Consider the following 17657-nt stretch of genomic DNA (forward strand, 5'->3'; position numbering starts at 1 on the left):
GCTTCCATCCCATGAAAAACGGCGGGCGGACCGGGATCCGCACGCCGCATCGGGGTGCCTTAACGTCTATTCATCGCTGCCCGCTGCCGCCGTATGCGATCGTGGTGCCCGGCGTCAGCTCCGGGCGCAGATACGCATCGAGCGGGCATTCCAGCAGCCGGACGATTTTGCCGATTCCGGGCGACAGAGGCTCCAGCTGCATGCGCACATTGCCGATCGTGACGTCAACGAACGGGCCGGGCTGCTGCTTAATCCCGTCATACACGAGTTCCAGCGGCATACACGTATACAGGGTCATTGCGGCATCACCCCTGCCCCTGGGACGACCGCGCGCTTTCTTTCCTCGATATATTGATTCAGCTCGCGGAGCGCATCGCCGATGCCGCCTACGGCGTCGATCAGGCCATGCTTCACCGCATCGACGCCGATGACCGTCGTGCCGATATCCCGGGTCAGCTCGCCGGTTTTAAACATCAGCTCTCTAAACTTCTCTTCGGTAACATTGGAGTGCGACACGACGAAACGAGTGACGCGCTCCTGCATTTTATCGAGATATTCGAACGTTTGCGGTACGCCGATTACGAGCCCGTTCAGCCGGATCGGGTGAATCGTCATCGTCGCCGTCTCCGCGATAAACGATTTCAGACCCGCCACTGCGATCGGCACACCGATCGAATGGCCGCCTCCAAGCACCAGAGTTACGGTCGGCTTGGTCAATGAAGAAATCATTTCCGCAATGGCGAGCCCCGCTTCCACGTCGCCGCCTACTGTATTCAGGACGATCAGAATGCCCTCAATTTTCGGGTTCTGTTCGGCGGCCACGAGCTGCGGAATGATATGCTCGTACTTCGTCGTTTTATTTTGAGGCGGTAGTACGATATGTCCTTCGATCTGGCCGATAATCGTCATGCAAAAGATGTTCGATTCCGCCGCCGGGGTGACGGTTTGTCCGAGCTGCTGAATCGTATCGACGACCGGATTGCCCGGCCTCCGTTCCGGTGCCCCCGGATCCGGCTGTTCCATGGTTTTATATTGTCCTTCCTCCCACATGCCTGTCCCTCCTAGCGGTTTTCAGCATATTCGCCGCCGTATACGCACGCAATGCCGGCTCTGCATAGTATTGAATTTCGGGTTGGAATTATACCGCCGGCAAGGATACCTGGTGAAGAAAATGAAAAAACGGCTGCGTCGCGTGAGCCTCACGCGGAACGCAGCCGTTTCCCGTCCAGACGGATTAAACTTCCATAATAATCGGCAAAATCATCGGACGGCGGCGGGTTTGTTCATACAGGAACCGGCCGAGCGCATCCTTGACGTTCGTCTTGAGCGACGCCCATTCGTTCACTTTGTCGTTCATCAGCTTGTGAAGCGTCGTCGTAACGATCCGGTTCGCTTCCTCAAGCAGGCCTTCGGATTCGCGCACATAGACGAAGCCGCGCGAAATAATGTCCGGCCCCGACAATATCGTACCGTCCTGCTTGCTGAGCGTGACGACGACGACCAGGATGCCGTCCTGCGACAGCAGCTTGCGGTCGCGAAGCACGATATTGCCGACATCGCCGACGCCGAGCCCGTCGATCAGCACATTGCCGGCCGGAACCTTGTTCCCTTTGCGCGCTGTGCCGCCCTGGAATTCGACCGTATCGCCGTTGTCGATGATAAAAATATTTTCCTTCTCGACGCCGACCGCTTCGGCAAGCTGGGCATGCTGGCGCAGCATCCGGTATTCGCCGTGGATCGGAATGAAATATTTCGGGCGGATCAGGTTCAGCATCAGCTTCAGCTCTTCCTGGCTGCCGTGACCGGAAACGTGAACGCCGGAAACCGAGCCCGGGCCGTAGATGACATTTGCGCCGAGACGGAACAGCTCGTCCACCGTCCGTCCGACATACCGTTCGTTGCCCGGAATCGGCGTCGCGGAAATGATCACCGTATCGCCCGGCAGGATGTCCACCTTGCGGTGCGTCGAGCGGGCCATCCGCGTCAGCGCGGACATCGGCTCGCCTTGGCTTCCCGTCGACAGAACGACGACGCGGTCGGCCGCCATTTTATTCACTTCTTCGGGCTCGATGATCATCCCTTCCGGAATGTTCAAATAACCGAGCTCGGACGCGATCGTCACGATATTGACCATGCTTCGGCCGACGACGGCGATTTTGCGCCGGGTGGCGATCGCGGCGTTGATCACCTGCTGGATCCGGTGCACATTGGATGCGAACGTGGCCACGACCACGCGCTGCGTCGCCTTCCGGAAAATATCCTCCAGCTCGCCGCCGATCATGCTTTCCGAAGGCGTAAATCCGGGGCGCTCGGCGTTGGTGCTGTCCGACAGCAGGGCCAGAACGCCGCGGCTGCCGATATTTGCGATTCGCTGCAAATCCGCATATTGATTGTTTACGGGCGTATGGTCGAATTTAAAGTCGCCGGTATGAACGATGATCCCTTCCGGCGTATCGAGGCAGACCCCGACGGAATCCGGAATACTGTGATTAACCTTGAAAAAGGATGCGCGAATCGAGCCGAGCTGCACCTCAGAGTCCGGGTTGATCAGAATCCGTTTCGTTTCGCCGAGCAGGCCGGCTTCCTTCAATTTCCCTTCGATCAGTCCAAGCGTCAGCTTCGTCCCGTACACCGGCACGTTTAAATATTTCAGGACGTACGGCAGGCCGCCGATATGATCCTCGTGTCCATGGGTGATGAGAATGCCTCTGACTTTATCGCGGTTTTCAGTCAAATAGGCGATATCCGGGATGACGATATCGATGCCGAGCATATCCTCTTCCGGGAATTTCAAGCCCGAATCGACGACGACGATATCATTGCCGTATTGTACGACATACATGTTTTTGCCGATTTCGCCGACACCGCCGAGCGCGAAAACGAGCAGTTTCTCCTGATTGTTTTTCTTTGTCAATTTTATCTATACCTCCTATAATTTTCCATTCGGAATAAACAAATAGATTGAACGTGCAACATTCGTGCGATCACGCGAATCGGCCTTGAAGCCAATAAACGGATCGCAGGGCGCAGGCTTCTTTGCTGAGCAAACCTTGCATTTGTATTATTCCGCCCGGAAAAAACGCACGACCGGCGGGAGCTACATGCGCCCTTCGCATGTACCCGGCCCGCTCGGTGTTGGTACGATTATGCTTCCCGCAAAAGCACCAATCGTACACCGCATTTCGCGGCTTCCTCGCCGCTCCAAGCGCTTCATACATTTTGAAATATTTGCCGCACACCGTCACTTGTCTTTCATTATACATGATCGAAAATAAGAAACACAAGTAAACGGTTTACATGCGGCAAAAGAAAAAACCGGCGCTTGTGAGCGCCGGTCCGGCTGTTTCGCTTAATGTGCACGATCCAAGAGGTTTGTTTATGCGAGCAGTTCCTTGAGCGCGGCCAGCTCGGCGTCGGTTGCCGGAACAAGCGGGAGACGGACGCCTCCGACCGGCACGCCTTTGAAGGCGAGCGCCGCTTTGACCAACACCGGATTCGGCACCGGATGAGGCAGCTCGAACAAACCTTTGAAGATCGGATGCAGCTTGCCGTGAAGCGCGGCCGCTTCGGCCGTCCGCCCGCCGAGATATGCATCGATCATCGTTTTCATCTCTTGACCGACAATATGACTCGCGACGCTGACGATGCCGTAACCCCCTACGGAAAGCGCCGGCAATCCGGAGCTGTCATCCCCGCTGTACACGCGGAAGCCTTCCGGAGCTTGAGCGACGAGCTGCGTTACCTGGTCCAGCGAAACGCATTCCTTCGTCGCGACGACATTCGGCAGCGCAGCCAGCCGGAGCGTCGTATCCACCGACATCGAAACGACCGTTCGGCTCGGGACGTTGTACAGCATAACCGGCAGGGAAGTCGCTTCGGCAATTGCCTTGAAATGCTGGTACAGCCCCTCTTGGCTCGGTTTATTGTAATAAGGCACCACCAGCAAAACGCCGTCGACGCCGCTTTGCTCCGCGGCTTTCGTCAAATGGATGGAATGGGCCGTATTGTTGCTGCCCGTGCCCGCAATGATTTTGCAGCGCCCGGCGGCGCGCCGGACGGCATACTTGAACAGCTCGACCTTCTCCTCGTCGGTGAGCGTCGGCGACTCCCCGGTCGTACCCGAGACGACGAGACTGTCGTTTTGCTGATCTTCAATCAAGTAGTCGATGAGCCGGCCCGTGGCTTCCCAATCGACGGCACCGCTCTCATCGAAAGGCGTCACCATTGCGGTCACTAATCTTCCAAAATCCATTTCGACTCCTCCTATAAGTTTTGCGAAGCAAAACTGGCATCGTAATCATCGTCTTAAGTTTTGCGATGCAAAACTGGCATCGTAATCATCGTCATAAGTTTTGCGAAGCAAACTGGCATCGAAGCATTTTCTATGGCGAAAAACACGTTATGAACTTTACAATTTCCGAGATGTATTAAGCATGGCCTATAAATGTATACAGCGTAATTTCGAGGCGTTTCGGCTTATTCATGCAAGGAAAATTTATGATGAAGCGCGCGAATCGCTTCCGCCATGTCCTCCTCACGGACGAGCACCCAAATGGTCGTATTGGAATCCGCGGACTGGAGGATCGGGATTCCGCGCACGGTCAGCGCTTCGACGATCCGGGCCATAATGCCGGGAACGCCGTTCATTCCGCCGCCGATCACCGATACCTTCGCGCAGCCGCTTATCGCAATCGGGTCGAATCCGGCTTTCCGCAGGACGGAAACGGCCAGCCCGGCGTCCTGGTCGAAGACGGTGTAAACCGCTCCGCCGGGCGTCACATTGATGAAATCGACACTGATGTGATGCTTCGCCATCGCTTGAAATACTTGCAGCTGCACGTCGGAGTGCCCATCCGTGGCGTGGACCGTAATTTGCGTCACGCCTGCGACATGCGTAACGCCCGTTACATAGCGGTCGTGCACCGCCGTCGTCAGCACATGCTCCTGCACGTCCGTAACCAGCGTTCCCTCATCCTCGGAAAAGGTGGAACGAACGCGCAGCGGTATGCGGGCCTGCTGCGCGATTTCCACCGCTCTCGGATGGATGACCTTCGCGCCCTGCCGGGCCATGTTGCAAATTTCCGCATAGCCGACCACCGACAACGGACGAGCGTTTTCGACAATGCGCGGGTCTGCCGTTAAAATGCCGTTCACGTCGGTATAAATATCGACACGTTCGGCCTTTAATGCGGCTCCGAGCGCGGTGGCCGACGTATCGCTGCCGCCCCTGCCGAGCGTCGTGAGCTCGCCGTCCTCCGTCATACCCTGAAAGCCGGTGACGACGACGACTTTGCCCGCATGCAGCTGTTTCAGCACAGCGTCGGTGCGAATTTCCACAATGCGGGCTTTCCCGAACTGCCGGTCCGTCATAATCCCGGCGCCGCCGCCGGATAATGCGGTCGCCGGCACGGATGCGGCCTGCAGCAGCGCACTGAGCAGGACGGCGGAAATGAGCTCCCCGCAGCCCATGAGCAGATCTCGCTCCTGAGCCGTACACGTGCCGCCGTTCTCGCGAATAAGCGAAAGCAGCGTATCCGTCGCGTACGGATCGCCCTTTCGCCCCATTGCGGAAACGACTACAACCAGCGAATGCCCGCACCCGCGCTCCCTTTCGATATGCCGGAGCACGTATTGCCGCGCTTCAGGGGTGGAAAGCGAAGTGCCTCCAAACTTCTGAACGAGGATGCCCATCGTCAAACCCTCCGTATCCGAACCCAAGACGCGTATCGGAACCGATCCGTTTGACCTTCCGCTCATGCCATATCGATTATTCCTGACTGCCGATCGCGATATATTCCGCGATTTGAACCGCGTTCCATGCTGCACCTTTGAGCAGATTGTCGGAAACGATCCACATATTCAGCCCGCGCGGAGAGCCAAGGTCACGGCGAAGCCGGCCGACAAATACATCCGGCTTGCCGGCGGCATCCGTTGCGAGCGGGTACCGCTGGCTTGCGGGATCGTCCGCAAGCACGACGCCTGGCGAATCCGACAAGAGCCTTTTGACGTCTTCCAGCTCGTAATCGTGATTAAGCTCCGCGTAAACGGATTCCGAATGGCCGTATACGACCGGGACGCGAACGCAGGTGGCCGTGACGGCGATCTGCTCGTCGCCCAGAATCTTCTTCGTCTCGCGAACCATTTTCATTTCTTCCAGCGTGTAGCCGTTATCCTGGAATTTATCGATTTGCGGAATCGCATTAAACGCGATTTGATGCTTGACGGGAAGCGAGCCGACCGGCAAAATGTCGGGCTTGATCTCCTTGCCGGCGAGCACATCGCCCGTCTGGCGGAGCAGCTCCCCGATCGCCATGCTGCCGGCGCCCGAAACCGCCTGATAAGTGGATACGATAATACGGGATATTCCGTACCGGTCGTACAGAGGCTTCAATGCGGCAACCATCTGGATCGTCGAGCAGTTCGGGTTGGCGATAATGCCTTTATGCCCGCTGATCTTGTCGATGTTCACTTCGGGGACGACAAGCGGCGTATCCGGATCCATCCGGAACGCATTCGTATTGTCGATGCAGATCGCTCCGTGCGATACCGCATGCGGCGCAAGCGCTTTGCTGACCTCGCCGCCCGCGCTGAACAGCGCGATTTCGACGCCTTTGAAGCTGTCCGGCGCCGCCTCCTCAACGATCAGCTCCCGGCCCTTGAACATGACGGATGAACCGGCCGAACGAGCCGAGGACAGCAGCTTCAGCTCGGCGATCGGAAAGTTTCTTTTTTCGAGCAGGCCGATGATTTGTTCTCCTACTGCTCCTGTCGCCCCAACGACGGCGACGTTAAACAACTTCTGCGTCGACATATGGTGTCGTATCCCCTCCGAGAAAAGAAACTGATGTTCAGGTTTGCTCCGTCAGCCCGGGGATGATTCGGACCGGTCAGGTATATTGAAACCTTTCGATCAGCAGCGGCTGCAGCTGTTTGCCCTGCAGCGCGGCTTCGCACGTCTCCGGCACGAGATCCATTCTCGCCACGAGCGAATTGGGCTTCTGCACCGGATTATCCTGACCGAAAGGCACGAAATAAATGTTTTTGCAGACGAGCAGTTTGGCGATATTGGCCGCGTTCAGCCCAAGACCGTCGTTCGTCGAAATCGCCAGCACCAGCGGACGCTGGTTGCGCATTTGGGCTTTCGCCGCCATCAGCACCGGACCGTCGGTCATGGCGTTCGCCAGCCTGCTGGTCGTGTTGCCCGTACAGGGAGCGATGACGAGAACGTCCAGCAGCTTCGATGGACCGAGCGGCTCCGCCTCCACGACGGTCGAGATCAGCTCGTTACCTGTGATGGCTTTCAGCTGCCGCTGCCATTCGTTCGACGTACCGAACCGGGTATCCGTCGTCATGATCGTCTGCGAGACGATCGGAACGACGCTCGCGCCTTCGTCCACGAAGCGCTTTACGATCGGCATCACTTCCTCAAGGGTACAGTGAGAACCGGAAAGCGCGTAGCCTACCGTTTTGCCCTGCCATTTCATTGCCCATTCCCCCGCTTGTTGGTATCTTCCATAATCAACCGGCTTAAGCAATCCGCGATGATGCGTCCAGCTGTTTTGGGTGCGACGATACCAGGGAGTCCGGGGGCGAGCAACGCTTTAATGCCCCGCTTCTCCGCGAAGCGGAAATCCGTTCCGCCCGGCTTGGAAGCGAGGTCGATAATAACCGCCCGAGACGGCAAATTTGCGATAATTTGCGCTGTGACTATCATAGTCGGAATTGTATTAAAAAGCAAGTCAATATTGGCCGCATGCTGCACCAGCTGCGACAGGTAAAACGGCTCAAATCCCATCTCGTGCGCCCTTGCAAAATGCTCCTCGCGGCGCACTCCCGTCTTCACTTTCGCCCCCAAGCCCTGCAGCGTCCGCGCCAAGGTGAGGCCGGTTCTGCCGATCCCGAGCACCATACAGTTCGAGCCGTGTATCGTAATGTCCGTATTTTGAATCGCCATCATGACTGCGCCTTCAGCCGTCGGAATCGAATTATAGATCGCCACGTCGTCGCGGTCGAACAGCTCCACCAAACGTATGCCGTATTGTTCGCACAATTCGCGTAAGTACGGTTTGGCCATGCCGGCATAAACGACGCAATGCTTCGGCACCCGCGCCAGCTGCATGCCCGACAGCACCAGCTCCCGGTCGCTGAATACCGCGGTGATCCGTCCGTCGTCGTCGGTTCCGACCGGCGGCAGCACAATCGCATCGACGCCGTCGAACAAGTCGTCCGCGTAATCCGCCTGAACCGCGCCGTCTAGCGGCGTATGCAGCTGATCGAAGCCTGCGGCGGTGACGGCCGCATCCAGCTCCGTCAGCTTCCGGATCACTTCCAGCTGCCGGGCGTCGCCTCCCAGAAGCAGGACCTGAACTCCTGTCAGCATTTCGGCTTCACTCCTTTCCGAGTGCTCTCGCAGGCCGGCCAGCGCCGAATAGGCGGCATTGCGGTCTGCGCAAGATGAATATAGACCATCTTATGCATGCGCCCAGAAAGGGTGAAAGGACATGATGAGAGACAAAAAAGCGCGTCCCGGATGAACCGGAACGCGCCGCTTACAGATTTTCAAATTTAGACGCCCGTATGCCCGAAGCCTCCGGCTCCCCGCACGGTGTCCGGCAGTTCGCCGACTTCCCGGATCTCCACCCGGGGCACCGTCTGGAACAGCATTTGGGCGACCCGCTCGCCGCGCTCGATCGTGAACGGCTGCTGCCCCAAATTGATGAGCAGCACCTTCACCTCGCCGCGGTAATCGGCGTCGATCGTGCCGGGCGAATTGAGGCAGGTTACGCCGTGCTTGAACGCCAGCCCGCTGCGCGGGCGAATTTGCGCTTCCAGCTCCGGCGGCATCGCCATCGCAAAGCCGGTAGGGATGAGCCCCCGCTCTCCGGGCGCCAGCGTGACCGGCCCGGAAACCGCCGCATGGAGATCGAAGCCGGCCGCCCATTCGGACATTTTACGCGGAAGCGGCAGGTCCTCGTTGCCGGGAAGCCGTTTAAACAGTACCGGATACAAGCGAATCCCTCCCCAACGCCGCAGCCGCCTTATCGCTGCTGCCCACCATCGCCACCGCGAATGGAACGGACAGCATCCGTTTGGTCACGTCCTTGACGTCGTTCATCGAAACGGCGTCGATCCGCTCCAGCATTTCGTCCAGCGTGTAATGGCGGCCCAGCATCAGCTCGTTTTTGCCGAGACGGTTCATCCGGCTGCTCGTGCTCTCGAGGCTGAGAATGAGACTGCCCTTCAGCTGCTCCTTGCCGCGATGCAGCTCGGCGTCCGTCAGCCCTTTGGCCGACAAATCGCTCAGCTGCTCCAGCGTCAGGTCCAGCACGTCTTTCGTCTGCTTCGGCGCCGTTCCGGCATAGACGGTAAACAGCCCGCTGTCGGCATACGACGTATGATACGAATAGACCGAATACGCGAGCCCGCGCTTTTCGCGGATTTCCTGAAACAGCCGGGAGCTCATGCCGCCGCCGAGCGCGTTGTTGAGCAGAATCATCGCATACAGCTGCGGATCGGCAATCGAGCACCCCGGAAACGAGAGGCAGATATGATTTTGCTCCGTCTTCTTTTTATGAAACAAATAAGTGCCGTTAAACGCCGGAGCCGACAGCGCCTGATCCTCGCCTTTTCGCGCGAATTTGCCAAAATGGGTCTCAAGCAGCTCAAGCAGCGCCTTCTCCTCCACATTGCCGGCGACGCTGACGACCGTATTGCCGATCGTATAGTGCGATTCCATATAGCCGCGGAGCGTATCGCCGTCCATGGCCGACAGCCGCTGTTCGAGACCGAGGATTGAATACGCGAGCGGGTGATCGCCGAATGCGGCGCGGGAAGCCTCGTCGTGTACTTTATCGTCCGGCGTGTCCTCGTACATCGCGATCTCTTCCAGGATCACGTTTTTCTCTTTCGCAAGCTCGCCGCCGTCAAGCCGGGATTCGAAAAACATATCGGCCAGCGCATCGACTGCCATCGGCAGGTGCTGGTCCAGCACTTTGGCGTAATAGCACGTATATTCCTTGGCCGTAAACGCGTTGACGTTGCCGCCGATGCCGTCGAACAAATCGGCGATGTCCTTCGCGCTGCGGCGTCCGGTCCCCTTAAACAGCATATGTTCGATGAAATGCGAAATGCCGTTGTTGTCCGGCGTTTCGTTCCGCGAGCCCGTTTTGACCCAAATGCCGAACGATACCGAACGGCAGGTCGGGATGTACTCCACGACGACGCGCAAGCCGTTGCTTAACGTATAGTTGTTCAAAGGCGGATCCTCCTGAAAGTTTCTTCAAAACACAATAAGCTCACTATATCAAAATTACGGCGTCCCCTCAACCGAACCGGCCCGATTCTCCGAAAGCGTCTCGCTGACCGTGCCGAGCGCAAGCCCTTTTCCTTTGATCGCTTCAATCATGCCGGCCAGCGCGGCGCTGGAAGAATCGGTCGGATGCATGAGGATAAGCGAGCCAGGCGCAACGCGAGACTTGATTTTCTGGACGATGGAGGATGCCGGCGGATGCCGCCAGTCGACCGTATCCAGCGTCCAAAGCACCGTCCCCAGCCCCTGCTCGGCAGCAACTTGAACCGTGGTGTCGTTGAAATCGCCCGACGGCGGGGCAAACCATTGGTTCGTCACGCCGAGCGTCGTTTTCAGCAGCGCTTCGGTTTTGGCGATCTGGTCGTAGGCGGCCTGCCGGCTCAGCTTGCTCATGTCCGGGTGCGAATAAGCATGATTGGATATTTCGTGGCCGTAGGACTGGATAAGCTTCGCCGCATCGGGATTTTTCTTCAGCCACGAGCCGTCGAGGAAAAAGGTCGCCTTGACGTTTTCCTTCTGCAGCGTCTTCAGCATCGGCTCCAAATATTCGTTGCCCCAGGCGACGTTAATCATGAGCGCGACCATCGGCTTGTGAGGGTTTCCCTTGAAAATCGGCTGCGGCCCCAAATCGTCGAGCCCGACCTGCGGCGGCACTTCCTTATAAATAAACCGGATCGGCTCGGACGCGGGCTTCCCGAGGTTCAACCGGTAGGTACGCTCGATGTCGACCTCGAGTCCGTTGTAGCCGGGAATCGCTTTCCATACGCGGTCTACGATGGCGTTAACCGGCGGCGTCCGGCGCTTCGCCGCTTCCGCTTCAATCCGCTGCAGGAGGGCCGGATCTTCCTCGGCCGGCTTGAACGCGATCTCCGATACCGCCGCCGTTCCGCGCTTCGCGGCTGAAATATAGTCGGACAATCCGCCGCCGTTCAGCTGAACGGCCAGCAGCAAAGCCGCCGCCGTCGCCGCCATCGCAATCGCTTTCTTCCCTTTCATCCTCGTCCCACCCTTCCCTCTACATCCTATTACGGGCAGGACCGTTTTATGAGGACGGGTTGGCTCCCGAGGCGACGCTTTCTGCGGGCAAAACAAAAGAGACAGATAAAATCTGGCTCTTTCTCTTGATCCCTATCGGGCGAGACGCTTCTGTCGAGGCGTCTTATCAGGATTTCGCCGGCGCTTCCGCCGTCAGCAGCACTTTGCGCGACAGGTTGATCCTGCCCTGCTGATCGATCTCGGTCACTTTCACCGTAATTTGATCGCCGATTTTCACGACGTCCTCCACTTTGCCCACGCGTTCGGTCGAAAGCTGCGAAATGTGGACCAGACCGTCCTTGTTCGGCAAAATTTCGACGAATGCGCCGAATTTCTCGATCCGCTTGACGGTGCCGAGGTAAACCTCGCCGACGACCACTTCGCGCACGATGCCTTCGATGATTTGTCTCGCGCGTTCGTTGGCTTCCGCATCGGAGGAGGCGATGAAGACGGTGCCGTCCTGCTCGATGTCGATTTTGACGCCGGTCTCGTCGATGATTTTGTTGATCACTTTGCCGCCCGATCCGATTACGTCGCGGATTTTGTCCGGGTGGATGTGCATGATGAAGATCTTTGGCGCATACGGTGACAAGCTTCCGCGCGGCTGCTTCATCACTTCGAGCATTTTGCCGAGAATGAACATGCGCCCTTCCCGTGCCTGCTCGAGCGCCTCGGTCAGAATCGCCCGGTCGATGCCGTCGATCTTGATGTCCATCTGGATCGCCGTAACGCCTTCGGCCGTTCCCGCCACCTTGAAGTCCATGTCGCCGAGGTGGTCTTCCATTCCTTGAATATCGGTCAGAATCGAGAAGTGATCGCCGTCTTTAATCAGCCCCATCGCGACGCCTGCTACAGGCGCTTTGATCGGGACGCCGGCATCCATCATCGCCAGCGTACTGGCGCAAATACTTGCCTGGCTGGTCGAACCGTTCGATTCGAGCACCTCCGAAACGAGACGAATCGTATACGGGAACTCCGATTCCGGCGGAATGACCTTGGAAAGCGCACGTTCGCCGAGCGCGCCGTGGCCGATCTCGCGGCGTCCCGGGGCGCGGAGCGGTCTCGCTTCGCCGACGCTGAACGGCGGGAAGTTGTAATGGTGCATGAACCGTTTGGTCGTTTCCTCCAAATCGAGCCCATCCAATATTTGCACGTCGCCGAGTGCGCCAAGCGTGCATATGCTGAGCGCCTGCGTTTGGCCGCGCGTGAACAGGCCGGAGCCGTGCGTCCGCGGCAGCAGCGCGACGTCGCATTCGATCGGGCGGATTTCGGAGAGTCCCCGTCCGTCCGGACGAACTTTATCGTGGGTAATGAGGCGCCGTACTTCTTCCTTGACGATATCGTACAGCACTTCCTTGACATCGCCGAGCAGTTCAGGCGTCTCCGCGTATTCCGCCTCGAAATGAGCGACGGTATCCGCGTTGATCGCATCGATTGCGTCCTGACGCGCGTGCTTCTCGGGAATGCGCACCGCTTCCACGAGACGTTCGGCGGCATGATCGCGCACCGCGGCGTTAACCTGCTCGTCTACCGCATGGAGTACGACTTCCATTTTCGGCTTGCCAGCCGCCCCTTGAAGCTCTTCGATCTTCGCCACGATTTTCCGAATTTCCTCATGGCCGAACATGATCGCTTCGAGCATAACCGTTTCCGGCACCTCGTTCGCTTCCGCCTCGACCATCATGATGGCGTCTTTCGTACCGGCGACGACGACATAAATATCGCTCTTCGCTTCCTGCTCGGCGGTCGGGTTAATCAGAAATTCGCCGTCGATCCGTCCGACGATCACGCCGCCGATAGGACCGTTAAACGGCACGTCGGAAACGGACAGCGCCGCTGAGGTGCCGATCATCGCCGCGATTTCGGGCGAGCAATCCTGGTCGACGCTCATCACGATGTTGGCGATTTGGACCTCGTTGCGAAAGCCTTCCGGGAACAGCGGCCGGATCGGCCGGTCCGTCAGACGGCTGGCGAGAATCGCTTTTTCGCTCGGACGCCCTTCGCGTTTGATGAAGCCTCCCGGAATTTTGCCTACGGCGTACAGTCGCTCTTCATAGTTGACCGTAAGCGGGAAGAAATCCAGGTTTTTCGGCTCGTTCGACGCCGTAACCGTACAGAGGACGACCGTGTCGCCGTAACGAACCGTCACAGCCGCGTTCGCCTGCTTGGCGAGCCGCCCCGTTTCCAGCGAGAGCGAACGTCCGCCAAGCGTCATTTCTACACGTTGAAGCATTTAATCCCTCCTTGCTGATGCCTTGCGGAGCAAAGCAAAGCTATGAACCCGCGCGGCATTCAGTTTTCTGTTTTGTAATGGATGATGAAACCCATTCGACAACTTCGCGGCAGTTCCTGCTTGACCTGTCGATATCGTTAACCTTCTGTTCGGCCTCGGCCCATTGCGCCGGCCTGCACAGAAGCAATCGGTTTCAAGTTCGAATTTACAAAAAGCAACCCGGTTCAGCCGAACCCGAAACCCGGGCGGCTGGATCAGCCAGGTTGCTTTTTCGCTCGCATCTCTTATCGGCGAAGGCCGAGTTTTTCGATCAATGCGCTGTAACGCCGTACATCTTTATTTTTCAGGTATGCCAGCAGCTTGCGGCGCTGACCGACCATCTTGAGCAGACCGCGGCGCGAATGATGATCCTTCTTGTGCGTCCGCAAATGATCCGTCAAATTCACGATGTTTTGCGTCAGGATAGCGATTTGAACTTCCGGCGAACCGGTGTCGTTCGCGTGCGTTTTGTGCTCGTCGATGAGCTGCTGCTTGCGTTCTTGCGTAAGTGCCATCCTTGCTTCACCTCCTTCGTTATAATCGCCGTTAGCCTCGCCGCCGACGGTGAGATCGAGCCGGCCAAGCCAAGGTTGATCCGGTTGCCCGGACGCAAGAAGAACCGGCACCGCCGTCATTGGCGGAGCAGCAGTATCTTCCCATAGCCCCGTAGAACAAGGATGAAGAAATCAGCCTTCCCTACAGATGAAAACAGACGCTGCATGACTGCAACGAGTTAGAGTATAACACACTCGTCTATAAGAAGTAAATGGAGAGCTGGTTAATTGTAGGCGGCGCACACGGAGCGGGCTTGATGAGCATCCGCATGAATCTGCTCGACCAGTTCGGCCGCCGACCCGAACTTCTTCTCCGGCCGCAGGAACGAAATCAGCCGCAAGCGGATCGTTTTCCCGTACAGGTCGCCGTTGAAATCAAACAAGTGCGCCTCCAGCACCGGCTTGGGCAGATGCTCGTGAAAGGTCGGTTTGACGCCGATATTGAGCACGCCGGGAACCGACCTGCCTTCGAAATCGGCGATGACGGCATACACGCCCTGCCGGGGGATGACAAAGGCGTCATCCGGCTCAATGTTGGCCGTCGGGAACCCGATCGTCCTCCCGCGGCCTTCGCCCCGAACGACCGTTCCGCATATCGCATACGGCTGCCCAAGCAGCTCCCGCGCTTCCTCGGGTTTGCCCTCCGCCAGCGATTCGCGCACAAGCGTGCTGCTCACCTTGACGTCCTCGAGCATAAGCGGTTCGATAATATCGACGGCGATTTCCGGCTCGCACAGCTCGCGCAGCATGCTCGCGGTGCCGGAGCCTTTGGAGCCGAACGTAAAATCGAAGCCGACCACCGCATGCCGCACTTGCAGCGGCCGCAGCACCGCTGCGACGAATTGCGGCGGAGTGACGCCCGCAAGCTCCTTGTCGAAACTGACGACATAGACCAGATCGACGCCGAGCCCGCGAAACCGCTCGACCTTCTCCGCCAGCGGCGTGAGGCAGGAGGCGTACTGCCCGCCCTGGCCGAGCACTTCCTTCGGATGCGGATGGAAGGTCATAACCGCCGCCTGGATGCCCAAAGAGCGCGCCCTGTCCACGCATCGCCGGATCACGTTCTGATGACCTCTGTGGACGCCGTCAAAATGTCCGATCGCGATCGCTTTCGGCTCGGCCGAACGTGCTTCCTCGGACGACGCGACCGGATAATGCAATGTGATGATTTCCACTTCTGACACCTGCTTTATCTGGGTTCCAATTCTTCGGTTGGGGTAAACACCTTCACCGGCTTCAGCGCCTCGTCGCCGCACTCGAAAATGCCGAGAAACGTCCCGTCCTCCCCGTACAGCCGCACCAGCCGCCCTTCGGATGAGGATTCGGGAGAAAGGCCGTCCGCCAGCCGCAGCGGAATCCGCTTCCCCTGAAACGCGCTTCTCGCCGCGTCCATGCCGACCGTTGCGGCCGGCATGTGAGCGATGGCCCGGTCGGCCGGAATGAGCTTGTCCGCCAGCTGCCCGGATGACTGGAGCGCCTCGATTTGCTCCAGCGTGAGACATTGCTCCGCGGCGATTCCGCCGGAAACCGTCCGCGTCAGCCCGGCCATCGCCGCCGGGACGCCGAGCGCCCTGCCGATATCGGCGCACAGCGTCCGGATGTACGTGCCTTTGGAGCAGACGGCCGACAGCCGGATGACCGGATGCGGGAGGTCGAGCTCAAGACCGAGCAGCTCCAGCTGATAAATGGTGACGCGGCGCGGCTTGCGCTCCACGACACGGCCGCTCCGGGCAAGCTCGTACAGCCGCTTCCCATCCACCTTGACGGCCGAATACATCGGAGGCACCTGTTCGATTTCGCCGACGAACGACCGCAGCGCCCGCCGAACGTCCGCCTCACTGACCGAGACGTTCGGCAATTCCTCCAGCACCCGGCCGGTCAAATCCTCGGTGTCCGTCGCAATGCCCAGCTGCAGCACGGCCTCGTAAGCTTTCGGCAGCTCCTGCACATATTCCACGACCCGGGTTGCGCGCCCGATACAGAGCGGAAGCACGCCCGTCACCTCCGGATCCAGCGTTCCGGCATGGCCGATCCGCTTGATGCGCAGCAGCCGCCTTACCCGGGCTACGACATCATGAGACGTCCAGCCGGCTGGCTTCCAAACCGCCAAAATCCCGTCCATCATCGGCCGAGCGCCTCGCTTACCGCGCCGACGACCCGCTCGATCGCTTCCGGTATCGGCCCTTCCAGCCGGCAGCCGGCCGCCCGCACATGCCCGCCGCCGCCGAAGCTTTGCGCTATGGCAGCAACGTCCGCCTTGCCGGCCGAACGCATGCTCACCTTGACCTCGCCGTCGGACGTTTCTTTGAACAAAATGCCGACCTCCACGCCTTCCACATTCCGCGCATAGTTGACGAGTCCTTCCAAGTCGTCGGGCGCCGCAGCCGTATCCGCCATATCGGCATGATCGATATGCAGCCAGGCGACCCGGTTATCGGCGGAAAATGCGAGCCGGGAGAGACCTTTCTTCAGCAGCAGCAGCTGGGGCTTCGTCATCCGTTCCAGCAAATGGTCGGCGATCCAATGCCCAGGCGCGCCTAATGCAAGCATCCGCGATGCTACCTCCATGACGCGTGGAGACGTATTCGAATAACGAAAGCCGCCGGTATCGGTAATGAGTCCGGTATAAATGGCGGCCGCCGCTTCCGGGTCCGGCGTAAGGCCGGCGTGATCGATCAAATCGTATAAAATTTCCACCGTTGCCGCCGCATCGGTACGGATCACGTTAACGGCGCCGAACGAGTCGTTGGTCGGATGATGGTCGATGTTGAGCAGCTGCGCGCCTTCGGCGAACAGCTCCGACGGAAGGCCGATCCGCCGGAAATCGGCGCAATCGACCGCCACGATCCGGTCGAATTTCTCCGCAGGCGGCTGCTGGCGGTAATTGACGATCGTGTTTGCCGTCCGCAGAAAACCGAGCTTTGCCGGAATCGCGCTTTCGCTCAGCAGCACCGTTTCCTTGCCCAGCCGGCGGAGCATCCAATCGGCGACGACCGTCGAGCTGATCGCATCGCCGTCCGGCTGGACATGCGACACGACCAGAAAACGTTCGCCCGCACGCATGAAAGCCAGCGCTTCCTCAAGCTGCCTTTCGTAAGCCGCTGCGGCTCCGCTTGCCGCCCCCGCCATCAGTTATCACCGCCGCCGCGGTTGATTTCGCCCAGCAGCGATTCGATCCGGCTGCCGTACTCGATGCTGCTGTCGAATTTGAACAGCAGCTCCGGCGTATGGCGCAGACGCATCCGTTTGCCGAGCTCGGTGCGGATAAAGCCCGTTCCGCGCGCCAGCGCTTTAAGCGTCTCTTCCTTTTGATCGTCGCTGCCGAGCACGCTCAAGTATACGCGCGCCTGCGAAAGATCGCTCGTCACCTCGACGCCCGTCACGGTAATGAAACCGATCCGGGGATCTTTAAGCTCGGTTTGAATAATATGGCTGAGTTCTTTCTTCAGCTGTTCGCCGACGCGGCCGACGCGAATTTTCGCCATTG

General features: G+C 58.7%; 17 protein-coding genes. All 17 read right to left on the reverse strand.

Going from position 1 to position 17657, the window contains the following annotated elements; translation table 11 throughout:
- Positions 1–70 precede the first annotated feature (70 nt).
- Complete coding sequence (locus PD282_RS15130) at positions 71–298, reverse strand: YlzJ-like family protein (RefSeq protein ID WP_274651490.1); 228 nt, start codon at positions 296–298, stop codon at positions 71–73.
- The gene (locus PD282_RS15135) at positions 295–1023 is read right to left on the reverse strand and encodes a ClpP family protease (protein ID WP_274655245.1); all 729 of its coding nucleotides are present in this window, start codon (positions 1021–1023) and stop codon (positions 295–297) included. The genes PD282_RS15130 and PD282_RS15135 overlap by 4 nt, the downstream gene beginning before the upstream one ends.
- 211 nt (positions 1024–1234) lie before the next feature.
- Complete coding sequence (locus PD282_RS15140) at positions 1235–2914, reverse strand: ribonuclease J (protein ID WP_274651491.1); 1680 nt, start codon at positions 2912–2914, stop codon at positions 1235–1237.
- Positions 2915–3376: 462 nt separating this feature from the next.
- A complete protein-coding gene (gene dapA / locus PD282_RS15145) occupies positions 3377–4252 on the reverse strand; it encodes a 4-hydroxy-tetrahydrodipicolinate synthase (protein ID WP_274651492.1) in 876 nt (291 codons plus the stop codon).
- A gap of 224 nt (positions 4253–4476) precedes the next feature.
- Positions 4477–5691, reverse strand: a complete 1215-nt coding sequence (gene dapG, locus PD282_RS15150) for an aspartate kinase (RefSeq protein ID WP_274651493.1) — start codon at positions 5689–5691, stop codon at positions 4477–4479.
- A gap of 76 nt (positions 5692–5767) precedes the next feature.
- Entirely contained in the window at positions 5768–6811 is a 1044-nt protein-coding gene (locus PD282_RS15155; RefSeq protein ID WP_274651494.1) for an aspartate-semialdehyde dehydrogenase, read from the reverse strand.
- A 76-nt stretch (positions 6812–6887) separates the two neighbouring features.
- Positions 6888–7484, reverse strand: a complete 597-nt coding sequence (locus PD282_RS15160) for a dipicolinate synthase subunit B (RefSeq protein ID WP_274651495.1) — start codon at positions 7482–7484, stop codon at positions 6888–6890.
- Positions 7481–8380: a dipicolinate synthase subunit DpsA gene (dpsA, locus tag PD282_RS15165; protein ID WP_274651496.1), complete on the reverse strand. Its 900-nt coding sequence runs from the start codon at positions 8378–8380 to the stop codon at positions 7481–7483. Before dpsA ends, PD282_RS15160 begins: the two co-directional genes overlap by 4 nt.
- Positions 8381–8565: 185 nt before the next feature.
- Positions 8566–9009, reverse strand: coding sequence for a dUTP diphosphatase (gene dut, locus PD282_RS15170; RefSeq protein ID WP_274651497.1), 444 nt, complete (start codon positions 9007–9009; stop codon positions 8566–8568).
- Positions 8990–10255, reverse strand: a complete 1266-nt coding sequence (locus PD282_RS15175) for a M16 family metallopeptidase (protein ID WP_274651498.1) — start codon at positions 10253–10255, stop codon at positions 8990–8992. Before PD282_RS15175 ends, dut begins: the two co-directional genes overlap by 20 nt.
- 54 nt (positions 10256–10309) lie before the next feature.
- On the reverse strand, positions 10310–11305 hold the full coding sequence (locus PD282_RS15180) for a polysaccharide deacetylase family protein (protein WP_274651499.1): 996 nt from the start codon (positions 11303–11305) through the stop codon (positions 10310–10312).
- A 166-nt stretch (positions 11306–11471) separates the two neighbouring features.
- Positions 11472–13577, reverse strand: coding sequence for a polyribonucleotide nucleotidyltransferase (pnp, locus tag PD282_RS15185; RefSeq protein WP_274651500.1), 2106 nt, complete (start codon positions 13575–13577; stop codon positions 11472–11474).
- 284 nt (positions 13578–13861) lie between these two features.
- Entirely contained in the window at positions 13862–14131 is a 270-nt protein-coding gene (rpsO, locus tag PD282_RS15190; protein ID WP_274655247.1) for a 30S ribosomal protein S15, read from the reverse strand.
- Between the two features lie 263 nt (positions 14132–14394).
- A complete protein-coding gene (locus PD282_RS15195; RefSeq protein WP_338045195.1) occupies positions 14395–15345 on the reverse strand; it encodes a bifunctional riboflavin kinase/FAD synthetase in 951 nt (316 codons plus the stop codon).
- A 14-nt stretch (positions 15346–15359) separates the two neighbouring features.
- Complete coding sequence (gene truB, locus PD282_RS15200; protein ID WP_274655251.1) at positions 15360–16292, reverse strand: tRNA pseudouridine(55) synthase TruB; 933 nt, start codon at positions 16290–16292, stop codon at positions 15360–15362.
- The gene (locus tag PD282_RS15205) at positions 16292–17299 is read right to left on the reverse strand and encodes a DHH family phosphoesterase (protein ID WP_274651501.1); all 1008 of its coding nucleotides are present in this window, start codon (positions 17297–17299) and stop codon (positions 16292–16294) included. The genes truB and PD282_RS15205 overlap by 1 nt, the downstream gene beginning before the upstream one ends.
- The gene (gene rbfA / locus PD282_RS15210; protein ID WP_274651502.1) at positions 17299–17655 is read right to left on the reverse strand and encodes a 30S ribosome-binding factor RbfA; all 357 of its coding nucleotides are present in this window, start codon (positions 17653–17655) and stop codon (positions 17299–17301) included. Before rbfA ends, PD282_RS15205 begins: the two co-directional genes overlap by 1 nt.
- Positions 17656–17657: the final 2 nt, after the last annotated feature.

This window comes from Paenibacillus humicola (assembly GCF_028826105.1).
Taxonomy (GTDB): Bacteria; Bacillota; Bacilli; order Paenibacillales; family Paenibacillaceae; genus Paenibacillus_Z; species Paenibacillus_Z humicola.